This window comes from Allobosea sp. P4_H5 (genome assembly GCF_056400825.1).
Window position 1 is genome coordinate 84,471 of the sequence record NZ_JBFUKM010000001.1, and the last position, 16,975, is coordinate 101,445.

The window sequence follows — 16,975 nt, forward strand, 5'->3', positions numbered from 1 at the left end:
ACACGCTATTGAGGTTGTGCCGGCAGTATGCTCTGACGGGCTTCCGCGCGCGATCGGTAGCTGGCGTGCAGAAGGATGAGACGAGGAATGGCGTCGGATTCGGAACGGGGTGAAGCCGGGGTCAAATCCGTGCAGCTTGCCTTCGATGTCCTTGAAGCCATCGCGGCGACGGAAGGGGAGGTCGGCGTCAGCGAGCTTGCTCTCGCGCTCGGGACGACGAAGGGTACGATCTTCCGTCATCTCCAGACGCTCGTCGATCGCGGCTATTGCCAGCAGAACGCCGCGACCTCGCGCTACAAGCTCGGCTTGCGGGCCCACATCCTCGGCCGTAGCGCGACAGGCCAGCTGAATCTGCTCTCCGCCTGCGAGGTTCCTGCCCGCGAATTGCGGGAGGAGCTTGGAGAAACCGTCGTCATCAGCGGCGGCGTCGGCCCCGATCTCGTCGTCCTGAGCACGACCCTCGGCAAATCCCCGCTGGAGATCGGGGTGCGCGCCGGCAGCGAATTGGTGCTGCACGCGACGGCGCAGGGCAAGGTGACGCTTGCCTTCGGCTCCGCCCAGATCGTCCAGGCCTTCGACCGCCGCAAGCTCGACATCCTTACCGAACATACGATCTCGTCGCGCGATGCGCTGGCGCGCGAGCTCGATCGCGTCAGGGAGCGCGGCTATGCCGTGGCCCCGAACGAGGACACGCTCGGCATCAACGCGCTCGCGGCCCCCGTCCTCGACGAGACCGGCACGGCGATCGGTTCGATCGCGATCGTCGGCTCGATCCAGTACATCAAGGCCGAGCCGGACAAGGCACAGGTTGACGCCGTCCTGCGCGCCGCGATCAAGGCGTCGTGGAATCTCGGCTACAAGGGCTCGATCATTCCGCTGCGCCGCCCGGCCTGACGGCCGCGCCGGGCGTCAAGACGCCAGCTAGACAGTTCCGGGCAATAGCGCCGCATCCGTCGCCGGCCGCTGCTGCGCCCTGACGACCTCCGCCATCGCCATCCCTGCTTGTCGGCGCCAGCGTCGGCTCGCCCGCGCACGCGCCTCTGCGTCGACGCGTGGTTCCGTTGACAGAGAAAGTGAGGGAATATACGTTTCTTATAAAGAAACATCGTTTCGTAAAAATGGCATCTGAGCTCAACACGACGGCCATTGGATCGCGAAACCAAGAAGGGGAATCATCATGAAGGGCCTCGCCGCTCTGGCTGGATTTTCAGCGATCGCTTTAGCGTCATCAGTCGCATTAGCCGACAACCTCACAGTTGCGACATGGGGTGGGAGCTACACCCAGAAGCAGCGCTCGGCGATGATGGAGCCTTATACCAAGAAAACAGGTACCGTAGTGCGGGACGCTGTGTACACCGGAGGCCTGGGCCAGATCCGGGCGATGGTCGAAGCCAGGAACACGATCTGGGACGTGATCACGCTCGGTTCCCCGGAGACGATCAACGCCTGCGCCGAGGGGGCGATCGTCGAACTCGACAAGTCGAAACTGACGCACGCCGCCGACTTCCCGCCGGGTGGGATCACGCCCTGCGGCATCGGTTCCGTCGGCTGGTCGCTGGTGCTGGCCTACAACAGCAAGCTGACCGGCGAACAGCCGAAGACCTGGGCTGATTTCTGGGATCTGAAGACATACCCCGGCAAGCGCGCGCTGCGCCGCCAGCCGAAGGCGACGCTGGAGATCGCCCTGCTGGCGGACGGCGTTACGCGCGAGGACGTCTACAAGGTCATGCGGACGCCCGCCGGCATCGACCGCGCCTTCAGGAAGCTCGACGAGATCAAGTCGAGCATCCAGTGGTGGGAGGCGGGAGCGCAGCCCTCGGACTGGCTCAGCTCGGGCAATGTCGTGATGTCGACCTCCTTCATCGGCCGCATCCTCGAGGCCCGCGCCGAAGGGGCGCCGCTCGGCTATGGCTGGCAGGACGCCTTCTACACGATCGACTACTGGACCATCGTCAGCGGCGGCAAGAACATCGAGCGGGCCTACGAGTTCATCAATTTCGCGACCTCGCCGGAGGCGCAGGCGGCCTTCTCGGCGATCCAGCCGGTCGCGCCGGTCAACGGCAAATCCGTTGGCCTGCTTGCGCCTGACCGCATCCCCATGATGCCGGTCGGCAAGAATCTCGAGCAGAACGTTCGCTACGACGAGCAGTTCTGGAACGACAATCTCGAGACGCTGAACGAGCGCTTCAACGCCTGGCTGGCCAAGGGCTGATCCGGCGCAGCCCAAGGGGCGAGGCGCTCGCGCTCAACCCTCTCGTTCGAAGGTGACCATGTGGCGCGCGGGATCGGCGGCGGTCAGCTTGACCTGGATCGCATCGCCCGGGCTGCCACCTTGCCCGCGAACCCGCGCGACAACGGGCAAGTCGCAGAGCTGGATGCGCAGGCCGTGCTCGTCCGCATCGGTCACCACGGCCTTGAATGTGGTGCCTTCACTGCCTTTCAGCATCACAGCCTCGGCCAGGTCGATCACGGCTCGGTCGATCTGGCCGTCGCGGGCGTCGGCCCGCGCCATCACCTGGGGCAATTGTTCGAATGCGGCCGATACCGCCGGCGGCACCGGCTGGCCGTTTGCGACCGCCAGGGCGGCACGCACGACATAGCGGTCGGCCAGCCGGCGCAGCGGCGCCGTGGCATGCACATAGCTCGCGGCCATCGGCGCATGCCAGGGCAGGGTGCCTTCGCGGTAGGGAACATAGCTCGCGCCGCCGCTGGCCCTCCTCACCGCCAGCATGAAGGCCGCATGTCTGCTGTCGGCGAGGTTCAGCGTCTTTTCGAACTGAACGAGGGGCTCCATCTCCGGCCATGACAATCCCAAAGCCTGCGCGGTGTGGCGCAGGCGCTGGACGGCCTTCTCATCCGGCTCCGGCATGACCCGGAACAGGCCGGTACGGGCTGCCAGCAGCGCGTCGGCGATGGCGAGATTGCTGGCCAGCGACAAGGCCGCATTCTGCTCCTCGCTTCGCAGCCGCGGCCGGAACGTCAGCTGGTAGCGGCCGTCGCCGAGAGCGCTGACCTCCTGTTCGGGTGGGTCGACGCGCGCGGCGCCGCGCCGGCTTTCAGCAGCCTCGATACGGCGGGACAGCTCCTCGAAATCGGGTGGCAGGTCGGCGGCGCGGACGCTGTCATAGGCGAGCTTGGCCGTACTGCGGATGACGGCCCGCTCGGCGCCGTCGAGATGGACATTGCCGTCCGCGTCGACCCGGGTCGTGAAGATCACGGCCGGCCGGGAGACCGCCGGCAGCAGACTCGCTGCGCCCTCGGTCAGGGCCGGCGGATACAGCCCGGCCTTGCCGTCCGGCAGGTAGATCGTCGTGCCGCGGCGCCAGGCTTCCCGGTCGACCGCGTCGCCATCGTCGACGAACCAGGCGACATCGGCGATGGCGTAGTGCAGCAGCAAGTCGTTGCCGCTGCGCTCGATCGCGAAGGCCTGGTCGAGATCCGTCGAGGTCGCGGGGTCCAGCGTGACGAAGCGCCGCTCGGTGCGATCGGCATGCTCGGTCGGGACGCGCCCGCCTGCAGCGTTCGCTACGGCGAGGACTTCAGGTGGAAACTGGGCGGCTACGCTGAATTGCCGGCGGATCGCGGCCAGTCCGCCGATCAGCGCATGGGTGGAGTCGATGAGCGTCTTCATGCCGTGCTGCCGGCCTCCACCTGTCGTTCGGCAGGCTGCGAAGGTGCCGGCCAAGGACTTTGCCAATGGCTATGTTACCCGAGCGCGACGCGGAGCAGCAGGCCAATCCCCAGCTTCCTGCGCAATCCCGAGTGGTGCTGGTACGCCGGTCAGCCTGTGCGCAGGAGGCTCGGTGCGCCAAGGGCTTCAGTCATCGCGTTGAAAGGGGCGATCCATGCCTCTGGGGCGCTTCGCCGTAACGCCAGCAGCGCGTCCTACAACGCGATCGTAACATCCGAGCGCGGGCGCGAGGAGCAGGCGAGGATGTAGCCCTGCGCCTCCTCGTCCGGCGAGATCCCGCCGTCGTGCCGCATCTCGACCGAGCCCTCGACGAGAGTGACCCGGCAGGTGCCGCACATCCCCGAGGCGCAGCCGCAGGGGATGACGATGGTCTGGCGCGTCGCGGCCTGCAGCAGCGTCTCGCCCGGCTGAGCGTTGAAGCGCTTGTCGCCGAGTCGGACTGCATAACCCCCGGCCGGTGCATCGACCGGTGCTGGCGGCGGCGTCACGGCTGCGACGGCGCCGAAATGCTCGACATGGAAGAGCTCGCGGGCGCCGCCCTCGGCAGCGTGGATCAGCCGCGCTTCCTCCATGAAGCCGGCCGGGCCGCAGCAGAAGACCTCGCGGCGCCCGTAATCCGGCAGTGCGACCGAGACCAGCCGCCGCCCGAGCCGGCCGGCGAAGCCGAACCAGCCGGGCTCCGGCCGGCTGGCGAGCATCGCGACCTTGAGATTGGGCATCCGCGCCTGCAGCTCGGCAAGCTCGCGGGCGAACAGGATGTTGCGTGGCGTCCGTGCGGCATGGAGCCAGTGCAGATCGATATCCGGCTTGGTCGCAGCGAGGTGGCGCAGCATCGCCATCAACGGGCTTGCGCCGGAGCCGGCCGAAACCAGAGCGATCCTGTCGGTGGTGCGGCTGTCGATGGTGAAGCGGCCCTTCGGCGGCCGGCCTTCGAGCCGTGCGCCGACCACGAGTTCATCGTGCAGCCAGCGAGTGGCGCGGCCCTTGGCATGCGCCTTGATCGTCATCGCGATCGTGCCGGACGCATCCGGTGCCGAGGCGAGCGAGAAGGTGCGGAACAGCGTCTCGCCATCGATCGAAAGCTTCAGCGTCATCGACTGGCCGGCAGCGTAGCGCGGTACGCCACCCTCCGGCCTGAAGGTGAAAGTTTTCACATCATGTGTCTCGTCGCGGATCTCGGCGACGGTGAGCTGCAGCAGATCGCCTGCCGGGGCAGCTGCGGCTGGGGCTTCGAGACTGTCCAGGCTCATTCGGCGGCGATCCTGAACGGCGCGGGCTCGCCGGCATAGGCGGCCATCTTGCCGGCATACCAGTTGGTGAAATTGGTCAGCATGAACTCGGTTGGGGCATAGGGACCGGGCTGGTAGCCCATCGAGCGGATACCGGCATGGTTCACCGCTGCGAGCTCGGCGTCCTGCGCGTTGGTCGCGATCCAGACCTCGGTCAGTCGCTGGATGTCGTAGTCGACACCCTCGACCGCATCCTCGTGCACCAGCCAGGTCGTGCGCACTGCCGTCTTGTCCTGCGAGAGTGGCAGCACCCTGAAATGCAGGATGTGGTCGGCGAGGAAGTGGTTCCAGTTGTTCGGCACCCGGAACATCCGGACCGAGCCGAGATCGGGCTCGGTGAAGTCGGCGAGCAGCTTGTTGCAGGCCGGCCCGCCATCCATGGTGAAGGAGAGGGCGCCTTCATGGAACGGCAAGCGGATGCAGCGGAACTCCTGGCCGCCATCGACAGGAGCATGGGGCAGGCCTAGGCCATCCCATTTCGCCGTCTTGCGCTCCATCAGCCCCTTGAACTCGGCCGGCCCGCGCGGATCGTCCGGCAGCGCGAACTCGACCAGCGTCACCAGGAGCTCCGGATGATTGCCGGCGCAGTGATAGCATTCGCGGTTGTTCTCGATGACGAGCTTCCAGTTGGCGTCCTCGATCAGGGTCATCTCGAAGGCGACCTTGGTGCGCTCCGGCATGTGCGGCGCGATATAGGGCGTCACCGCCTCGCGATAGCGCGTCAGGTCGGGCGGGCTCTCGGCGAGGCAGATATAGACCATGCCGCAGATCACCTCGACATGGACGGGTTTCAGCCCATGGGCCGAGCGGTCGAAATCAGCCGGCATCTGGCGGGCGTTGAGCAGCGAGCCGTCGAGCTCGTAGACCCATTGGTGATAGGGGCAGACGAGCCGGTTGGCGCGGCCCTTTTCAAGGCCGCAGATGCGCGAGCCGCGATGGCGGCAGCTGTTGTGGAAGGCGCGCACCTGCCCGTCCCGGTCGCGCAGCACCACGACCGGGTTCTCGCCGATGGTCAGGGTCAGGTAGTCGCCCGGCTTCCTGATCTCGCAGGCATTGCAAGCGAAGAGCCAGTCGGTCTCGAACACCGCCTTGATGTCGGTCTCGTGCATCGCCGGATCGACATAGAAGGCCTGCGGCAGGCTGAAGCCCTCGCGGCGCTCGGCGAGGAGCTGGCGGATGCGGTCGCGATCGATCATGGGCTGAAGACCCTGCGGAGGAGAGCCGTGATTTTGCGCCGCCGCAGGGGAAGGAGGCCGGAGCATTCCGACCTCGCCGGCAAGCTTTGCGACGAGGGCATGTCGCTTTCATTGCAACAATGTCGGAAATCCGCTTTCCTTGGATCGGTTCCAGGCGGGATCATCAGGGGAGGAGGTCGAGGCATGATGAGCGAGGCGCCCGCCGGTACCCAGATCGTCACGCTGCTGCTCGTCGAGGGCTTCTCGATGATGAGCGTCGCCTCGGCCATCGAGCCGTTGCGCTCGCTCAACCGCCTGGTCGACCGCGAGGCCTGGCGCTGGCGGTTGGCGAGCCTCGATGGCGGCGTCCTCGCCGCGTCGAACGGCATTCCGATCCCGGCCGAGGCGGCCGAGACCGCCTTGCCGGGCTCGCACTACTTCTTTGTCTGTGGCGGCCTGCGCATCCAGTCGGTCGATGAGCGGCGCTACCTGTCCATCCTGCGCAAGGCGGCGCGCAGCGGCGTGCGTGTCGGCTCGCTCTCGACCGGAACCTATCTGCTGGCGCGCGCCGGCCTGCTCGACGGCTATCGCTCGACGATCCACTGGGAGAACCGCCCCGCCTTCCAGGAGGAGTTCCCCGATCTCGTCTGCACCGACAAGCTCTATGAGATCGACCGCGATCGGATGACCTGCTCGGGTGGCTCTGCGGCGATGGACCTGATGCTGCACCTGATCACCGAGCGCCATGGCGCCGATCTCGCCCGCCGCGTCGCCAACCAGTTCCACCATGACCGCATCCGCGACGAGCGCGACAACCAGAGCGGCGGCCGGCTGGAGCGGATGTCGAGCCTGCCGCCGGCCGTGCGCAACGCGCTCAAGCTGATGCAGCGCCATGTCGAGGATACGATCTCGATCGCCGAGATCGCCGAGAAGGTCGGCATGAGCCCGCGCCAGCTCGAGCGGCTGTTCCTGCGCTATCTGCAGGCTTCGCCGGCGCGCTACTATCTCTCCTTGCGCATCGACCGTGCGCGCGAGCTGCTGCTCTATTCCGACCGTCCGGTCCTCGAGGTCGCGATCGCGGCCGGCTTCACCTCGACCTCGCATTTCGCCCACTGGTTCAAGAAGCTGCAGGGTGTGCGGCCGAGCCAGCTGCGCGGGCGGCCGACGAGCGAGGAGGCGGCGCCGGCCTTGACCAGCTGAGCACGGCAGGTCGCAAGCGCGACATGCGATGTCGCATTCCCGGCCCGAGGCTGGAACGGTTCTGATCGACACTTTCCCTCGAAAAGGCGGAAAACCGCTGCGAGGGGACGAAAGTGGAGACGATCGCCTTCATCATGGCGAACCTTCCGGTGATCGGGCAGCGCATGCTCGAGCATGTCTCGCTGGTCGCCGTCTCGGTCGGCGTCGCGATCCTGACCGGCGTGCCGACCGGCATCGCCATCACCCAGAGCAAGCGCGCGGCGGACCTCGTCCTCTACATCGCCTCGATCATCATCACGATCCCCTCGATCGCGCTGTTCGGCCTCCTGATCCCGCTGCTCTCGACCATCGGTCACGGCATCGGCTACCTGCCGGCGGTGATCGCGCTCATCCTCTACGCGCAGCTGCCGATCATCCGGAACACCTATACGGCAATCATGAATGTCGATCCGGCGCTGCGCGAGGCCGCGCGCGGCATGGGCATGACCACGCTGGAGCGGCTGCGCCGGGTCGAGCTGCCGCTGGCGCTACCGGTGATCCTGAACGGGGTGCGCAGCGCCGTGGTGCTGAACATCGCGATCGCCGCGATCGCGACCTATATCGGCGCCGGCGGACTCGGCACCTTCATCTCGCGCGGCATCTCGCAGACCGACATCCGCCAGCTCCTGACCGGCGCCATTGCCGTCAGCCTGCTCGCGATTCTCGCCGATTACGGACTGCTCTTCGCACAGCGCCTGCTCACCTCGCCGGGATTGAAGCTGAAATGATCCGTCTCGAGCAGGTCTCCAAGCATTTCGGCACGATGATCGCCGTCGACCGCATCGACATGGAGGTGCCGGCCGGCGCCGTCTGCGTCCTGCTCGGCCCCTCGGGCTGCGGCAAGACCACGACGATGAAGATGATCAACCGGCTGATCCCGCCGACGTCGGGCAGGATCTATGTCGACGGCAAGGATACGGCCGGTGTCGACGAGGTCACGCTGCGCCGCTCGATCGGCTACGTCATCCAGCAGATTGGCCTGTTCCCCAACATGACGATCGAGGAGAACATTTGCGTCGTGCCGGACCTGCTCGGCTGGTCGGCGGGCAAATCGCGCAAGCGCGCCTCCGAGCTGCTCGACATGGTCAATCTCGATCCGTCCGTCTTCCTGAAGCGCTATCCCAAGCAGCTCTCCGGCGGCCAGCAGCAGCGCGTCGGCGTGGTGCGCGCACTCGCGGCCGACCCGCCCGTGCTGCTGATGGACGAGCCCTTCGGCGCGATCGACCCGATCAACCGCGAGGTGATTCAGGACGAGTTCATGAAGCTCCAGGCGGAGCTGAAGAAGACCATCGTCTTCGTCAGCCACGACATCGACGAGGCCGTGAAGATGGCGAGCCGCATCGCGATCTTCCGTGACGGCAAGCTGATCCAGTACGACACGCCCGACAACATCCTCGCCCATCCGATCGATGCCTTCGTCTCCGAATTCGTCGGCTCCGATCGGACCCTGAAGCGGCTGCGGCTGATCAAGGTCACCGACGCGATGATGGCCGAGCCGCCGCGCGTGCACGCCGAGGATACGCTCGACACCGCCGTCAGGCTGATGGAGGAGCACGGCCATGTCGCGATCGTGATGGTCGGGCCGCGCGGTCGGGCTCGCGGCGTGGTGCGGCTGGAGGAGGTGCGCGAGCGCAAGGGCACAGTCGGCGAGCACCAGGAGCCGCTGCCCGGCGTCGTCAACATCCGCGACGACCTGCGCACCGCCGTCTCGCAGATGTTCACCCATGGCGTGACCTGGCTCGCCTGCGTCGACGATGACGGTTTCTACAAGGGCTATGTCACCCAGAAGAGCATCACCCAGGTGCTCGGCGCGACCTATCGGGAAAGCTGAGATGGCGCGCGCGGGCCTGGCAGGGACGCTTCGCTGGCTCGTCGTCTTCGGCGCCTTCGCGCTCGGCGCCTGGCTGCAGGCGCGCGGCACCATCCCCGCCATCCTCGGCCATGCGCAGGACGTCACCTATCTCATCCGCCAGCATCTCGCGCTCGCCGCGATGTCGGGCGCGATCGCGCTCGCCGTCGGCATCCCGCTCGGCATCCTGCTGACGCGCCCGCGCTTCGAGATCTTCGCCGATGCGGTGACGCAGGTCGTCAATCTCGGCACCACGATCCCGACGCTCGCTCTGCTCGCGATCGCGATGTCCTTCCTCGGCATCGGCTCGCCGCCCGCGGTGTTCGCGCTGTTCGTGCTGACGCTGCTGCCGATCGTGCTCAACACCATCGCCGGCCTGCGCTCGGTGCCGCAGCATCTGATCGAGGCGGCGCGCGGCATGGGCATGACGTCCGGCCAGATCCTGCGGCGGGTGGAACTGCCCAACGCCGTCTTCGTCATCCTCGCAGGCGTGCGCACCGCCTTCGCCATCAATATCGGCACCGTGCCGCTGGCCTTCCTGATCGGTGGCGGTGGCCTCGGCGAACTCATCTTCACCGGCATCGACCTGATGGAGCCGAGCATGCTGCTGGCGGGCGCGATCCCGACGGCGCTGCTTGCTGTGCTCGTCGATTTCCTGATCGGCCAGATCCAGTTCTGGCTGGTTCCGAAAGGCGTCAACCCGTTGCGCTGAGCAGCGGTCAACACAACCAGAACAGGGGAGTACGACCATGCACAAGCGCAGTTTCCTGAGGCTCGCTTCCGCCGCTTTGGCCTTCGCCGCCCTGCCGCTCGCCGCGCAGGCGCAGACCATCGTCGTCGGCGGCAAGAATTTCACCGAGCAGCAGATCATGTCGGAGATGACGACGCAGCTGCTCAAGGCCAAGGGCTTCACCGTCGACAAGCGCGCCGGCTTAGGCACCGCGCCGCTGCGCCAGGCCCAGGAAGCCGGACAGATCGACCTCTACTGGGAATACACCGGCACCTCGCTGATCACCTTCAACAAGGTCTCCGACAAGATGGATGCGGCCGCGACCTATGCGAAGGTCAAGGAACTCGACGCCGCCAAGGGGCTCGTCTGGCTCAACCCGTCCACGGCCAACAACACCTATGCGCTCGCCATGCGCAAGAAGGACGCCGAGGCCAAGGGCGTCAAGACGCTCGACGATCTCGCAAGCAAGCTGAAGGCCGGCCAGGCCCTGAAGCTTGGCTGCAACGCCGAGTTCTACGCCCGTCCCGACGGGCTCGCCCCGCTGCAGAAGACCTATGGCTTCGACTTCGGCCGCGAGAACGTGGTGCGGATGGATACCGGCCTGATCTATCAGGCGCTGCGCGACAGTCAGGTTGATGTCGGCCTCGTCTTCGCTACCGATGGGCGCGTCCCGGCTTTCGATTTCGTCATCCTGACCGACACCAAGGGCTATTTCCAGACCTATGCGATGACCCCTGTCGTCCGCAAGGAGACGCTCGACAAGAACCCGAAGCTGGCCGAGCTGCTGAACGGGCTCTCCGCCAAGCTCGACGATGCGACGATGGCCAGGCTCAACGCCTCCGTCGATGTCGACAAGAAGAGCATCGAGGAGGTCGCCGCCGGCTTCCTCAAGGCGCAGTCGCTGGTCTGACCCACCCCTGACCGGGGCCGGAGGCTCGTTGTGCCTCCGGCTGCTCCGCGAGGCTTCAATGTCGACGCTGAAGGTCGCAGTCGCTCAGATCCACTGCGAGGCGGCCGATCTTTCCGCCAACCTTGCCGCACATCTTGACGCCATCACGAGGGCGCGCGGGGAGGGCGCAGAGCTGCTGCTCTTTCCCGAGCTGTCGCTGACCGACTATCTCGCAGCGCCCGACTGCGAGGCGCTAGCCTTCGGGCAAGATGCCGACCTGCTCGCGCGCCTCGCCGAGGCGGCTGACGGTATCACGGTCTCGGCCGGCTTCATCGAGCGCGGCGAGCAGGGCCGCTTCTTCAACAGCCAAGGCCTTTTCCGCGACGGCAAGTTGCTCGCGATCCATCGCAAGCTCAACCTGCCGGGCTATGGCGCCTTGCGCGAGGACCGCGTCTATGCCCGAGGCGGCGATCTTTCATCGATCGAGCTGGCATCGGGCTGGCGCACCGCCACGCTGATCTGCGCCGATGCCTGGAACCCGGCACTGCCTTGGCTCGCCGCGCTCGGCGGCGCCAATCTGCTGCTGCTCCCGGCCGCCTCGGCGCTCGGTGCGGTCGGCGACGGCTTTGACAATCCGCACGGCTGGGCGATCAACCTCGCTCATACCGCGATGACCTATGGCCTGCCGACGCTCTTCGCCAATCACTGCGGCAGGCGCGGCGGTGCGGCGTTCTGGGGCGGATCGCGCATCCTCGATGCGTCCGGCCATGAGCTGGCGCGAGCGGGAACTGGCCCCGAGCTGATCGTCGCGGAGCTCTCGCAATCCAACGGCGAAACGGCGCGGCGTCGCCTGCCGACCGCCCGCGACAGCGACCCCGCACTGGTCGAGGCGTTGCTGCGCAGCCTGATCTCGAAAAGCGAAAGTATCAGCTCATGACCGGCCCGATCGACTTCATCCACGGCCTCAGTTTCGCGCAGCTGCCGCCCGAAGTGGTTCACCCGGCCCGCCGCTGCCTGCTCGATCTCGTTGGCGTCGCCGTCAGTGGTCGGCAAACCGAACTCTCGCGCATCGCGTATGATTTCGCGGTTGATCATCTTGGTGCCGGGCGCAAGGGCGCACGCCTGCTGTTCGACGGGCGCCGGGCGAGCGCGGCCGGCGCGGCCTTCGCCGGTGCAACGACGATCGATTCCTTCGACGCCCATGACGGCCACGCCTTGACCAAGGGCCATGCCGGCGTCGCCATCCTGCCGGCACTGTTCGCGATCGCCGACGCCGAGGGATTGCTCGAGGACAAGGGTCTCGATGGCGAGGCTCTGCTGACCGGCCTCGTCCTCGGCTACGAGATCGCGACGCGCGCCGGCATCGCCCTGCATGCCAGCGCCTGCGACTATCACACCTCCGGCGCCTGGAATGCGCTCGGCTGTACTGCCGTCGCGGCTCGTCTGCTGAGTCTCGACCGCGAGCGCACCCGCCATGCGCTGGGCATCGCCGAATATCACGGTCCGCGTAGCCAGATGATGCGCTGCATCGACCATCCGACCATGGTCAAGGATGGCTCGGGCTGGGGGGCGCTCGCCGGCGTCAGCGCTGCCTATCTGGCGAAGGACGGCTTCACGGGCGCACCGGCGATCACCATGGAGGCACCCGGGCAGGCGGCGATCTGGGCCGATCTTGGCGAGCGCTGGCTGATCCTCGACCAGTATTTCAAGCCCTGGCCGGTCTGCCGCTGGGCGCAGCCGGCGATCGAGGCGGCGAGCAGCCTTCTTGGCAGGCATGACTTCGAGGCATCGGACATCGATCTGATCGAGGTCGAGACGTTCCACGAAGCTGTACGCCTTGGCGCGCAACTGCCTGCATCGACGGAGATGGCACAGTACGCGATCGGCTTCCCGCTGGCCGCCTTCATCGTCCGCGGGCGGCTTGGCGCCGAGGAGATCGGCGGCGGTGGCCTCGCCGATCCCGCGATCCAGGATATGCTGCAACGCATAAGGCTGGTCGAAGCGGCCGAGTTCTCCCGGCGTTTCCCTGCGGAGAGACTGGCGCGCCTGCGCATCGTCCTGAAATCGGGGCAGATCGTCGAATCCGAGACCATGACCGCCCGCGGCGACCGGGGGCGTCCTTTGGCAGATGCCGATCTGCTGGCGAAGTTCAACGTGTCTGCAGCCCTGCTCGGCAGTGAGCGCAGCGCTCAGCTCGGCCATGGCTGCATGATCCTCGCCGAAGGTTCCACGGCCGGGCACCTCTGCGGCGGCCTGTTTGCGCCCATCTGAAGCGGGGTGCCTTGCGGCTTAACACCTGCGAGCGCTGGGAGATTGCCGGGATGCACCGGCGCTCCAGATCGCGTTCCCGGAGCCCGCTTTCCCGACATTCGCCGAAAAATGAAACGATTGAGGACGGCTTTCTCCCTTCGGGCAAAAGCGGAGGTCGTTATTCCATCTGTATCGTTCTTTTGAAAGAATGTTTCATTGACGTGGCGCTGAGCGGGCGCGCAGTCTGGGGCACGCGCAAATGCCGCCCGATGCTGTCTTCGGGTGAGCCGCAAACTTGCTGACCAGCCGACTGCGACACGACGATATGAGCCTTGAATCCGAATACCTCTGGTACATCCCCAATGTCGTCGAGCCCGGTCATCGCGGCGATTCCGCGGGTGAGGGCCATAACAGCCTGGAGACGCTGACCAGCCACGCCAGGGCTCTGGAAGAGCATGGCTGGAAGGGCGCGCTGATCGGCACCGGCTGGGGCCGGCCCGACACCTTCACGGTGGCGGCTGCGCTCGCGGCACGCACCACCAGCTTTGAGCCGCTGATCGCGATCCGCCCGGGCTATTGGCGGCCGGCGAACTTCGCCTCCGCCGTGGCGACGCTCGACCACCTGACTGGCGGGCGCGTACGCATCAACATTGTCTCCGGCAAGGACAATCTCGCCGCCTATGGCGACAGCGAGGGTGACCAGGCGCATCGCTATGGTCGCACGCGGGAGTTCATGCGCCTGGTTCGCAGGCTCTGGACTGAAGAGAATGTCGACTTCGCCGGCGAGCATTTCCGCGTCGATGGATCGACCGTAGTGCCGCGTATCGAACGGCGCGGTGAGCGGCGCCATCCCAGGCTCTATTTCGGCGGCGCTTCCGATGCAGCCGAGCGGGTGGCTGCGACCGAAGCCGACGTCCAGCTCTTCTGGGGCGAGCCGCTCGACGATGTGCGTCAGCGGATCGAGCGGCTGAAGGCCCTGAGCCGCGATCTTGACCGCGACCTGCCGCCGCTCGAATTCGGGCTTCGGATCACCACCTTCGTCCGCGACACTACGGAACAGGCCTGGGCTGAAGCGCAGGCCAAGGTCGCCGAAATGGCGCAAGGCAAGGGCGGCGGCTGGAACGACCACCGGCGCGGCGTCGCTGTGGGCCAGCAGCGCCTGTTTGACCTGCAGGGCCGCGGCGAGGTGCTCGATGACAATCTCTACACCACGCCGGGCAAGTTCGGCGGCGGCGGGGCCGGCACCACCTGGCTGGTCGGCTCGGCCGAAGACGTCGCGCGCTCGCTGCGCAAGTATCGCGACCTCGGCATCAGCCATTTCGTCCTGTCGGACACACCCTATCTGCCTGAGATCAGGCGGCAGGGCGGCCAGCTGCTGCCCTTGCTGCGGAGCTGAAGCGGGAGGCGCCTGCCTCCCGTCTCGGGCCGGTCGGTCCTGCGCTCAGATCACCTTCGCGCGCAGCGTCGCGGTGACGATCTCGGTGACGACCACCACTGCGAAGATCACGACGAGCACGAGCCCGACCTGATCCCAATAGAGATTGTCCATCGCCGCCTGCAGGGCGACGCCGAGGCCGCCGGCGCCGACCAGGCCGAGCACGGCGCTCTCGCGCACATTGATGTCCCAGCGGAACAGGCTGACGGCGAGGAAGGCCGGCTTCACCTGCGGCCAGAAGCCCTTGAGCAGGACGGAGCGCCACGGTGCCCCCGCGGCTCGCAGCGCCTCGATCGGGCCGGGCTTGGCCTCCTCGATCGCCTCCGCCAGGAACTTGCCGGTGAAGCCGATGGAGTGCACCGCCACCGCCATCACGCCGGCGAGCGCCCCGGGGCCGAAAATGGCGACGAAGAGCAGCGCCCAGACCAGCGTATGCACCGAGCGGGTCGCGACCAGGATGAAGCGGCCGAGCGTGTTGACCCAGACCGAAGAGGAGATGTTGCGGGCGCACATCAGCGCGACCGGCGTCGCCAGCAGGATCGCCAGTACCGTGCCGAGCGTTGCGGTGTGCAGCGTCTCGACCAGCGCCTGCTGCACGGTCTTGGGGAAGTAAGCCCAGTCGATCGGCCACATTCTCGCGAAGAGGTCGACCGTCTGTTCGGGCGCGTCGTAGAGGAATTCCGGGATCACCTCGATGGTCTGGACCGACCAGCCCAACGCCAGCGCCGCCACGGCCCAGAAGGCGAGGCGCATGCCACGCTCGGCCGCGGTGAAGCGATGCCAGACCGGACCGTTTGCACCGGCCTTGACCTCGCCGCTTGGCGCCTCGTCCTGATAGACCCGGCGCATGAAGGCGGAGAGGATCTCGCCGGCCATCACCGCCAGGATGATCGCGAGGATGATCGTCAGCACGAAGTCGTAGTCGAAGCGCTGGAAGGCGGTGAACAGGGTGGCGCCGATGCCGCCGCCGCCGACGAGGCCGACCAGGGCGGAATTGCGCAGGTTCGAATCGAGCTGGTAGGCGGCAAAGCCGATGAAGCGCGGCAGCACCTGCGGCACCACGCCCATGACCACGACCGAGAGGAAGGGCGAGCCGGCGGCGCGCAGCGCCTCGATCGGCTTCATCGACATCTCTTCGATCGCCTCGGCGATCAGCTTGGCGATAAAGCCGATGGTGGCGACGATCAGCGCCAGGATGCCGGCCAGCGCGCCGAAGCCGACCGCCTTGACGAAGAGGATGGCGACGATGACCGGGTGGAAGGTCCGGCAGAGCGCGATCAGCCCGCGCGCCAGGATCGTCACCGGCAGGGGCATCAGGTTGCGGGCAGCGCAGAGGCCGACGGGCAGGGCGAGCAGCACGCCGGCGCCGGTCGCGATGATGGCGATCTGCAGCGATTCCAGCATGCCCTGCGCGAGCAGCTGCATCTTGTCGTGCGCCAGGTTCGGCGGGAACATGCGGCCGAGGAAGCGCGCGCCATTGCCGAGGCCCTGGACGAAGCGTTCCCAGCGGATGTCGACGATCCCCGCCGCATAGATCACATAGGCGACAAACAGCACCGCGCCGAGGCGCAGCGGCCAGTTCGGCGGGAAGGCGCGGGCGCGCAGGCTGAGGCCTTCGCTGACGGGAGGAGCGCTCATTCCATCCAGCCTTCGCCGCCATAGATCTCGGCGAGATGGTTGTCCTGCAGCCCGGCGGGCGGGCCGTCATAGATCACGAGGCCCTTCGACATGCCGATCATCCGCAGCGCATAGCGGCGAGCCAGCGCCACGTTGTGGATGTTGACCAGCACCGGGATATTGCGCTCGCGGCCGACCTTGGCGAGCAGTTCCATGATCTCGACCGAGGTCTTGGGATCGAGCGAGGAGGTCGGCTCGTCGGCGAGGATCAGGTCCGGCTCCTGCATCACCGCGCGGGCGATGCCGACGCGCTGGCGCTGGCCGCCGGAGAGCTGGTCGGCGCGGCGGGTGGCGAAGTCGCCGAGGCCGACCGATTCCAGCAGCGCGAAGGCGCGGGCGATGTCTTCTTCGGGGAAGCGCCGCGTCCAGGCGCGCCAGACCGGGACATAGCCGAGCCGGCCGCAGAGCACGTTCTCGATCACCGTCAGCCGCTCGACCAGATTGTACTCCTGGAAGACCATGCCGAGGCGCCGGCGCGCAGCCCTGAGAGGCTCGCCCTGCAGCTTCGCCAGGTCGGTTCCGCCCAGCATGATCGAGCCGGAAGTCGGGTCGACCAGCCGGTTGATGCAGCGGATCAGCGTCGACTTGCCGGTACCGGAGGGGCCGATGATCGCGACGATGCCAGGCTCGGTGACGCTCAGCGAGATGTCGCGCAGGACCGGCTGGCCCTTGCGATACTCCTTGACGAGGTTGCGGATGACGAGCGCCCGGCCATGGCCGGGCGCCTCTGCGGCGGGAAGCGCGCTCATGA

At 67.0% G+C, this 16,975-nt stretch carries 15 protein-coding genes; 10 read left to right on the plus strand and 5 right to left on the minus strand.

Features of this window, described 5'->3' with window-relative positions:
- Positions 1–87 precede the first annotated feature (87 nt).
- Positions 88–894: an IclR family transcriptional regulator gene (locus tag AC1DS0_RS00425; protein WP_476812441.1), complete on the plus strand. Its 807-nt coding sequence runs from the start codon at positions 88–90 to the stop codon at positions 892–894.
- A gap of 409 nt (positions 895–1,303) precedes the next feature.
- Complete coding sequence (locus tag AC1DS0_RS00430) at positions 1,304–2,212, plus strand: ABC transporter substrate-binding protein (protein WP_476813066.1); 909 nt, start codon at positions 1,304–1,306, stop codon at positions 2,210–2,212.
- Positions 2,213–2,245: 33 nt separating this feature from the next.
- Here AC1DS0_RS00430 and AC1DS0_RS00435 read toward each other — a convergent pair whose 3' ends face one another.
- The 3 genes from AC1DS0_RS00435 to AC1DS0_RS00445 all read right to left on the minus strand — a co-directional run bounded on the left by AC1DS0_RS00435 (position 2,246) and on the right by AC1DS0_RS00445 (position 6,176).
- The gene (locus tag AC1DS0_RS00435) at positions 2,246–3,631 is read right to left on the minus strand and encodes an RNB domain-containing ribonuclease (protein ID WP_476812442.1); all 1,386 of its coding nucleotides are present in this window, start codon (positions 3,629–3,631) and stop codon (positions 2,246–2,248) included.
- Between the two features lie 254 nt (positions 3,632–3,885).
- Entirely contained in the window at positions 3,886–4,941 is a 1,056-nt protein-coding gene (locus AC1DS0_RS00440) for an FAD-binding oxidoreductase (protein ID WP_476812443.1), read from the minus strand.
- Positions 4,938–6,176, minus strand: coding sequence for an aromatic ring-hydroxylating oxygenase subunit alpha (locus AC1DS0_RS00445; RefSeq protein WP_476812444.1), 1,239 nt, complete (start codon positions 6,174–6,176; stop codon positions 4,938–4,940). Before AC1DS0_RS00445 ends, AC1DS0_RS00440 begins: the two co-directional genes overlap by 4 nt.
- Positions 6,177–6,362: 186 nt before the next feature.
- On the opposite strand from AC1DS0_RS00445, the gene AC1DS0_RS00450 reads away from it, so the two are divergent.
- From AC1DS0_RS00450 to AC1DS0_RS00485, 8 genes are all read left to right on the plus strand, one after another.
- Positions 6,363–7,355, plus strand: a complete 993-nt coding sequence (locus tag AC1DS0_RS00450) for a GlxA family transcriptional regulator (protein WP_476812445.1) — start codon at positions 6,363–6,365, stop codon at positions 7,353–7,355.
- Between the two features lie 113 nt (positions 7,356–7,468).
- On the plus strand, positions 7,469–8,122 hold the full coding sequence (locus AC1DS0_RS00455) for an ABC transporter permease (RefSeq protein WP_100958945.1): 654 nt from the start codon (positions 7,469–7,471) through the stop codon (positions 8,120–8,122).
- Positions 8,119–9,225 carry an ABC transporter ATP-binding protein gene (locus AC1DS0_RS00460; protein WP_476812446.1) on the plus strand — a complete coding sequence of 369 codons (1,107 nt, stop codon included), beginning with the start codon at positions 8,119–8,121 and terminating at the stop codon, positions 9,223–9,225. Before AC1DS0_RS00455 ends, AC1DS0_RS00460 begins: the two co-directional genes overlap by 4 nt.
- A gap of 1 nt (position 9,226) precedes the next feature.
- The gene (locus tag AC1DS0_RS00465; protein WP_476812447.1) at positions 9,227–9,955 is read left to right on the plus strand and encodes an ABC transporter permease; all 729 of its coding nucleotides are present in this window, start codon (positions 9,227–9,229) and stop codon (positions 9,953–9,955) included.
- A 37-nt stretch (positions 9,956–9,992) separates the two neighbouring features.
- Complete coding sequence (locus AC1DS0_RS00470) at positions 9,993–10,883, plus strand: glycine betaine ABC transporter substrate-binding protein (RefSeq protein ID WP_476812448.1); 891 nt, start codon at positions 9,993–9,995, stop codon at positions 10,881–10,883.
- 58 nt (positions 10,884–10,941) lie between these two features.
- The gene (locus AC1DS0_RS00475; RefSeq protein WP_476812449.1) at positions 10,942–11,799 is read left to right on the plus strand and encodes a nitrilase-related carbon-nitrogen hydrolase; all 858 of its coding nucleotides are present in this window, start codon (positions 10,942–10,944) and stop codon (positions 11,797–11,799) included.
- On the plus strand, positions 11,796–13,133 hold the full coding sequence (locus tag AC1DS0_RS00480) for an MmgE/PrpD family protein (RefSeq protein ID WP_476812450.1): 1,338 nt from the start codon (positions 11,796–11,798) through the stop codon (positions 13,131–13,133). The genes AC1DS0_RS00475 and AC1DS0_RS00480 overlap by 4 nt, the downstream gene beginning before the upstream one ends.
- 304 nt (positions 13,134–13,437) lie before the next feature.
- A complete protein-coding gene (locus AC1DS0_RS00485) occupies positions 13,438–14,508 on the plus strand; it encodes an LLM class flavin-dependent oxidoreductase (protein ID WP_476812451.1) in 1,071 nt (356 codons plus the stop codon).
- A gap of 45 nt (positions 14,509–14,553) precedes the next feature.
- Here AC1DS0_RS00485 and phnE read toward each other — a convergent pair whose 3' ends face one another.
- On the minus strand, positions 14,554–16,185 hold the full coding sequence (gene phnE / locus AC1DS0_RS00490; protein WP_476812452.1) for a phosphonate ABC transporter, permease protein PhnE: 1,632 nt from the start codon (positions 16,183–16,185) through the stop codon (positions 14,554–14,556).
- Positions 16,182–16,973 (minus strand): phosphonate ABC transporter ATP-binding protein, encoded by a 792-nt coding sequence (gene phnC / locus AC1DS0_RS00495; protein ID WP_476812453.1) that lies wholly within the window; start codon positions 16,971–16,973, stop codon positions 16,182–16,184. Before phnC ends, phnE begins: the two co-directional genes overlap by 4 nt.
- Positions 16,974–16,975 lie beyond the last annotated feature (2 nt).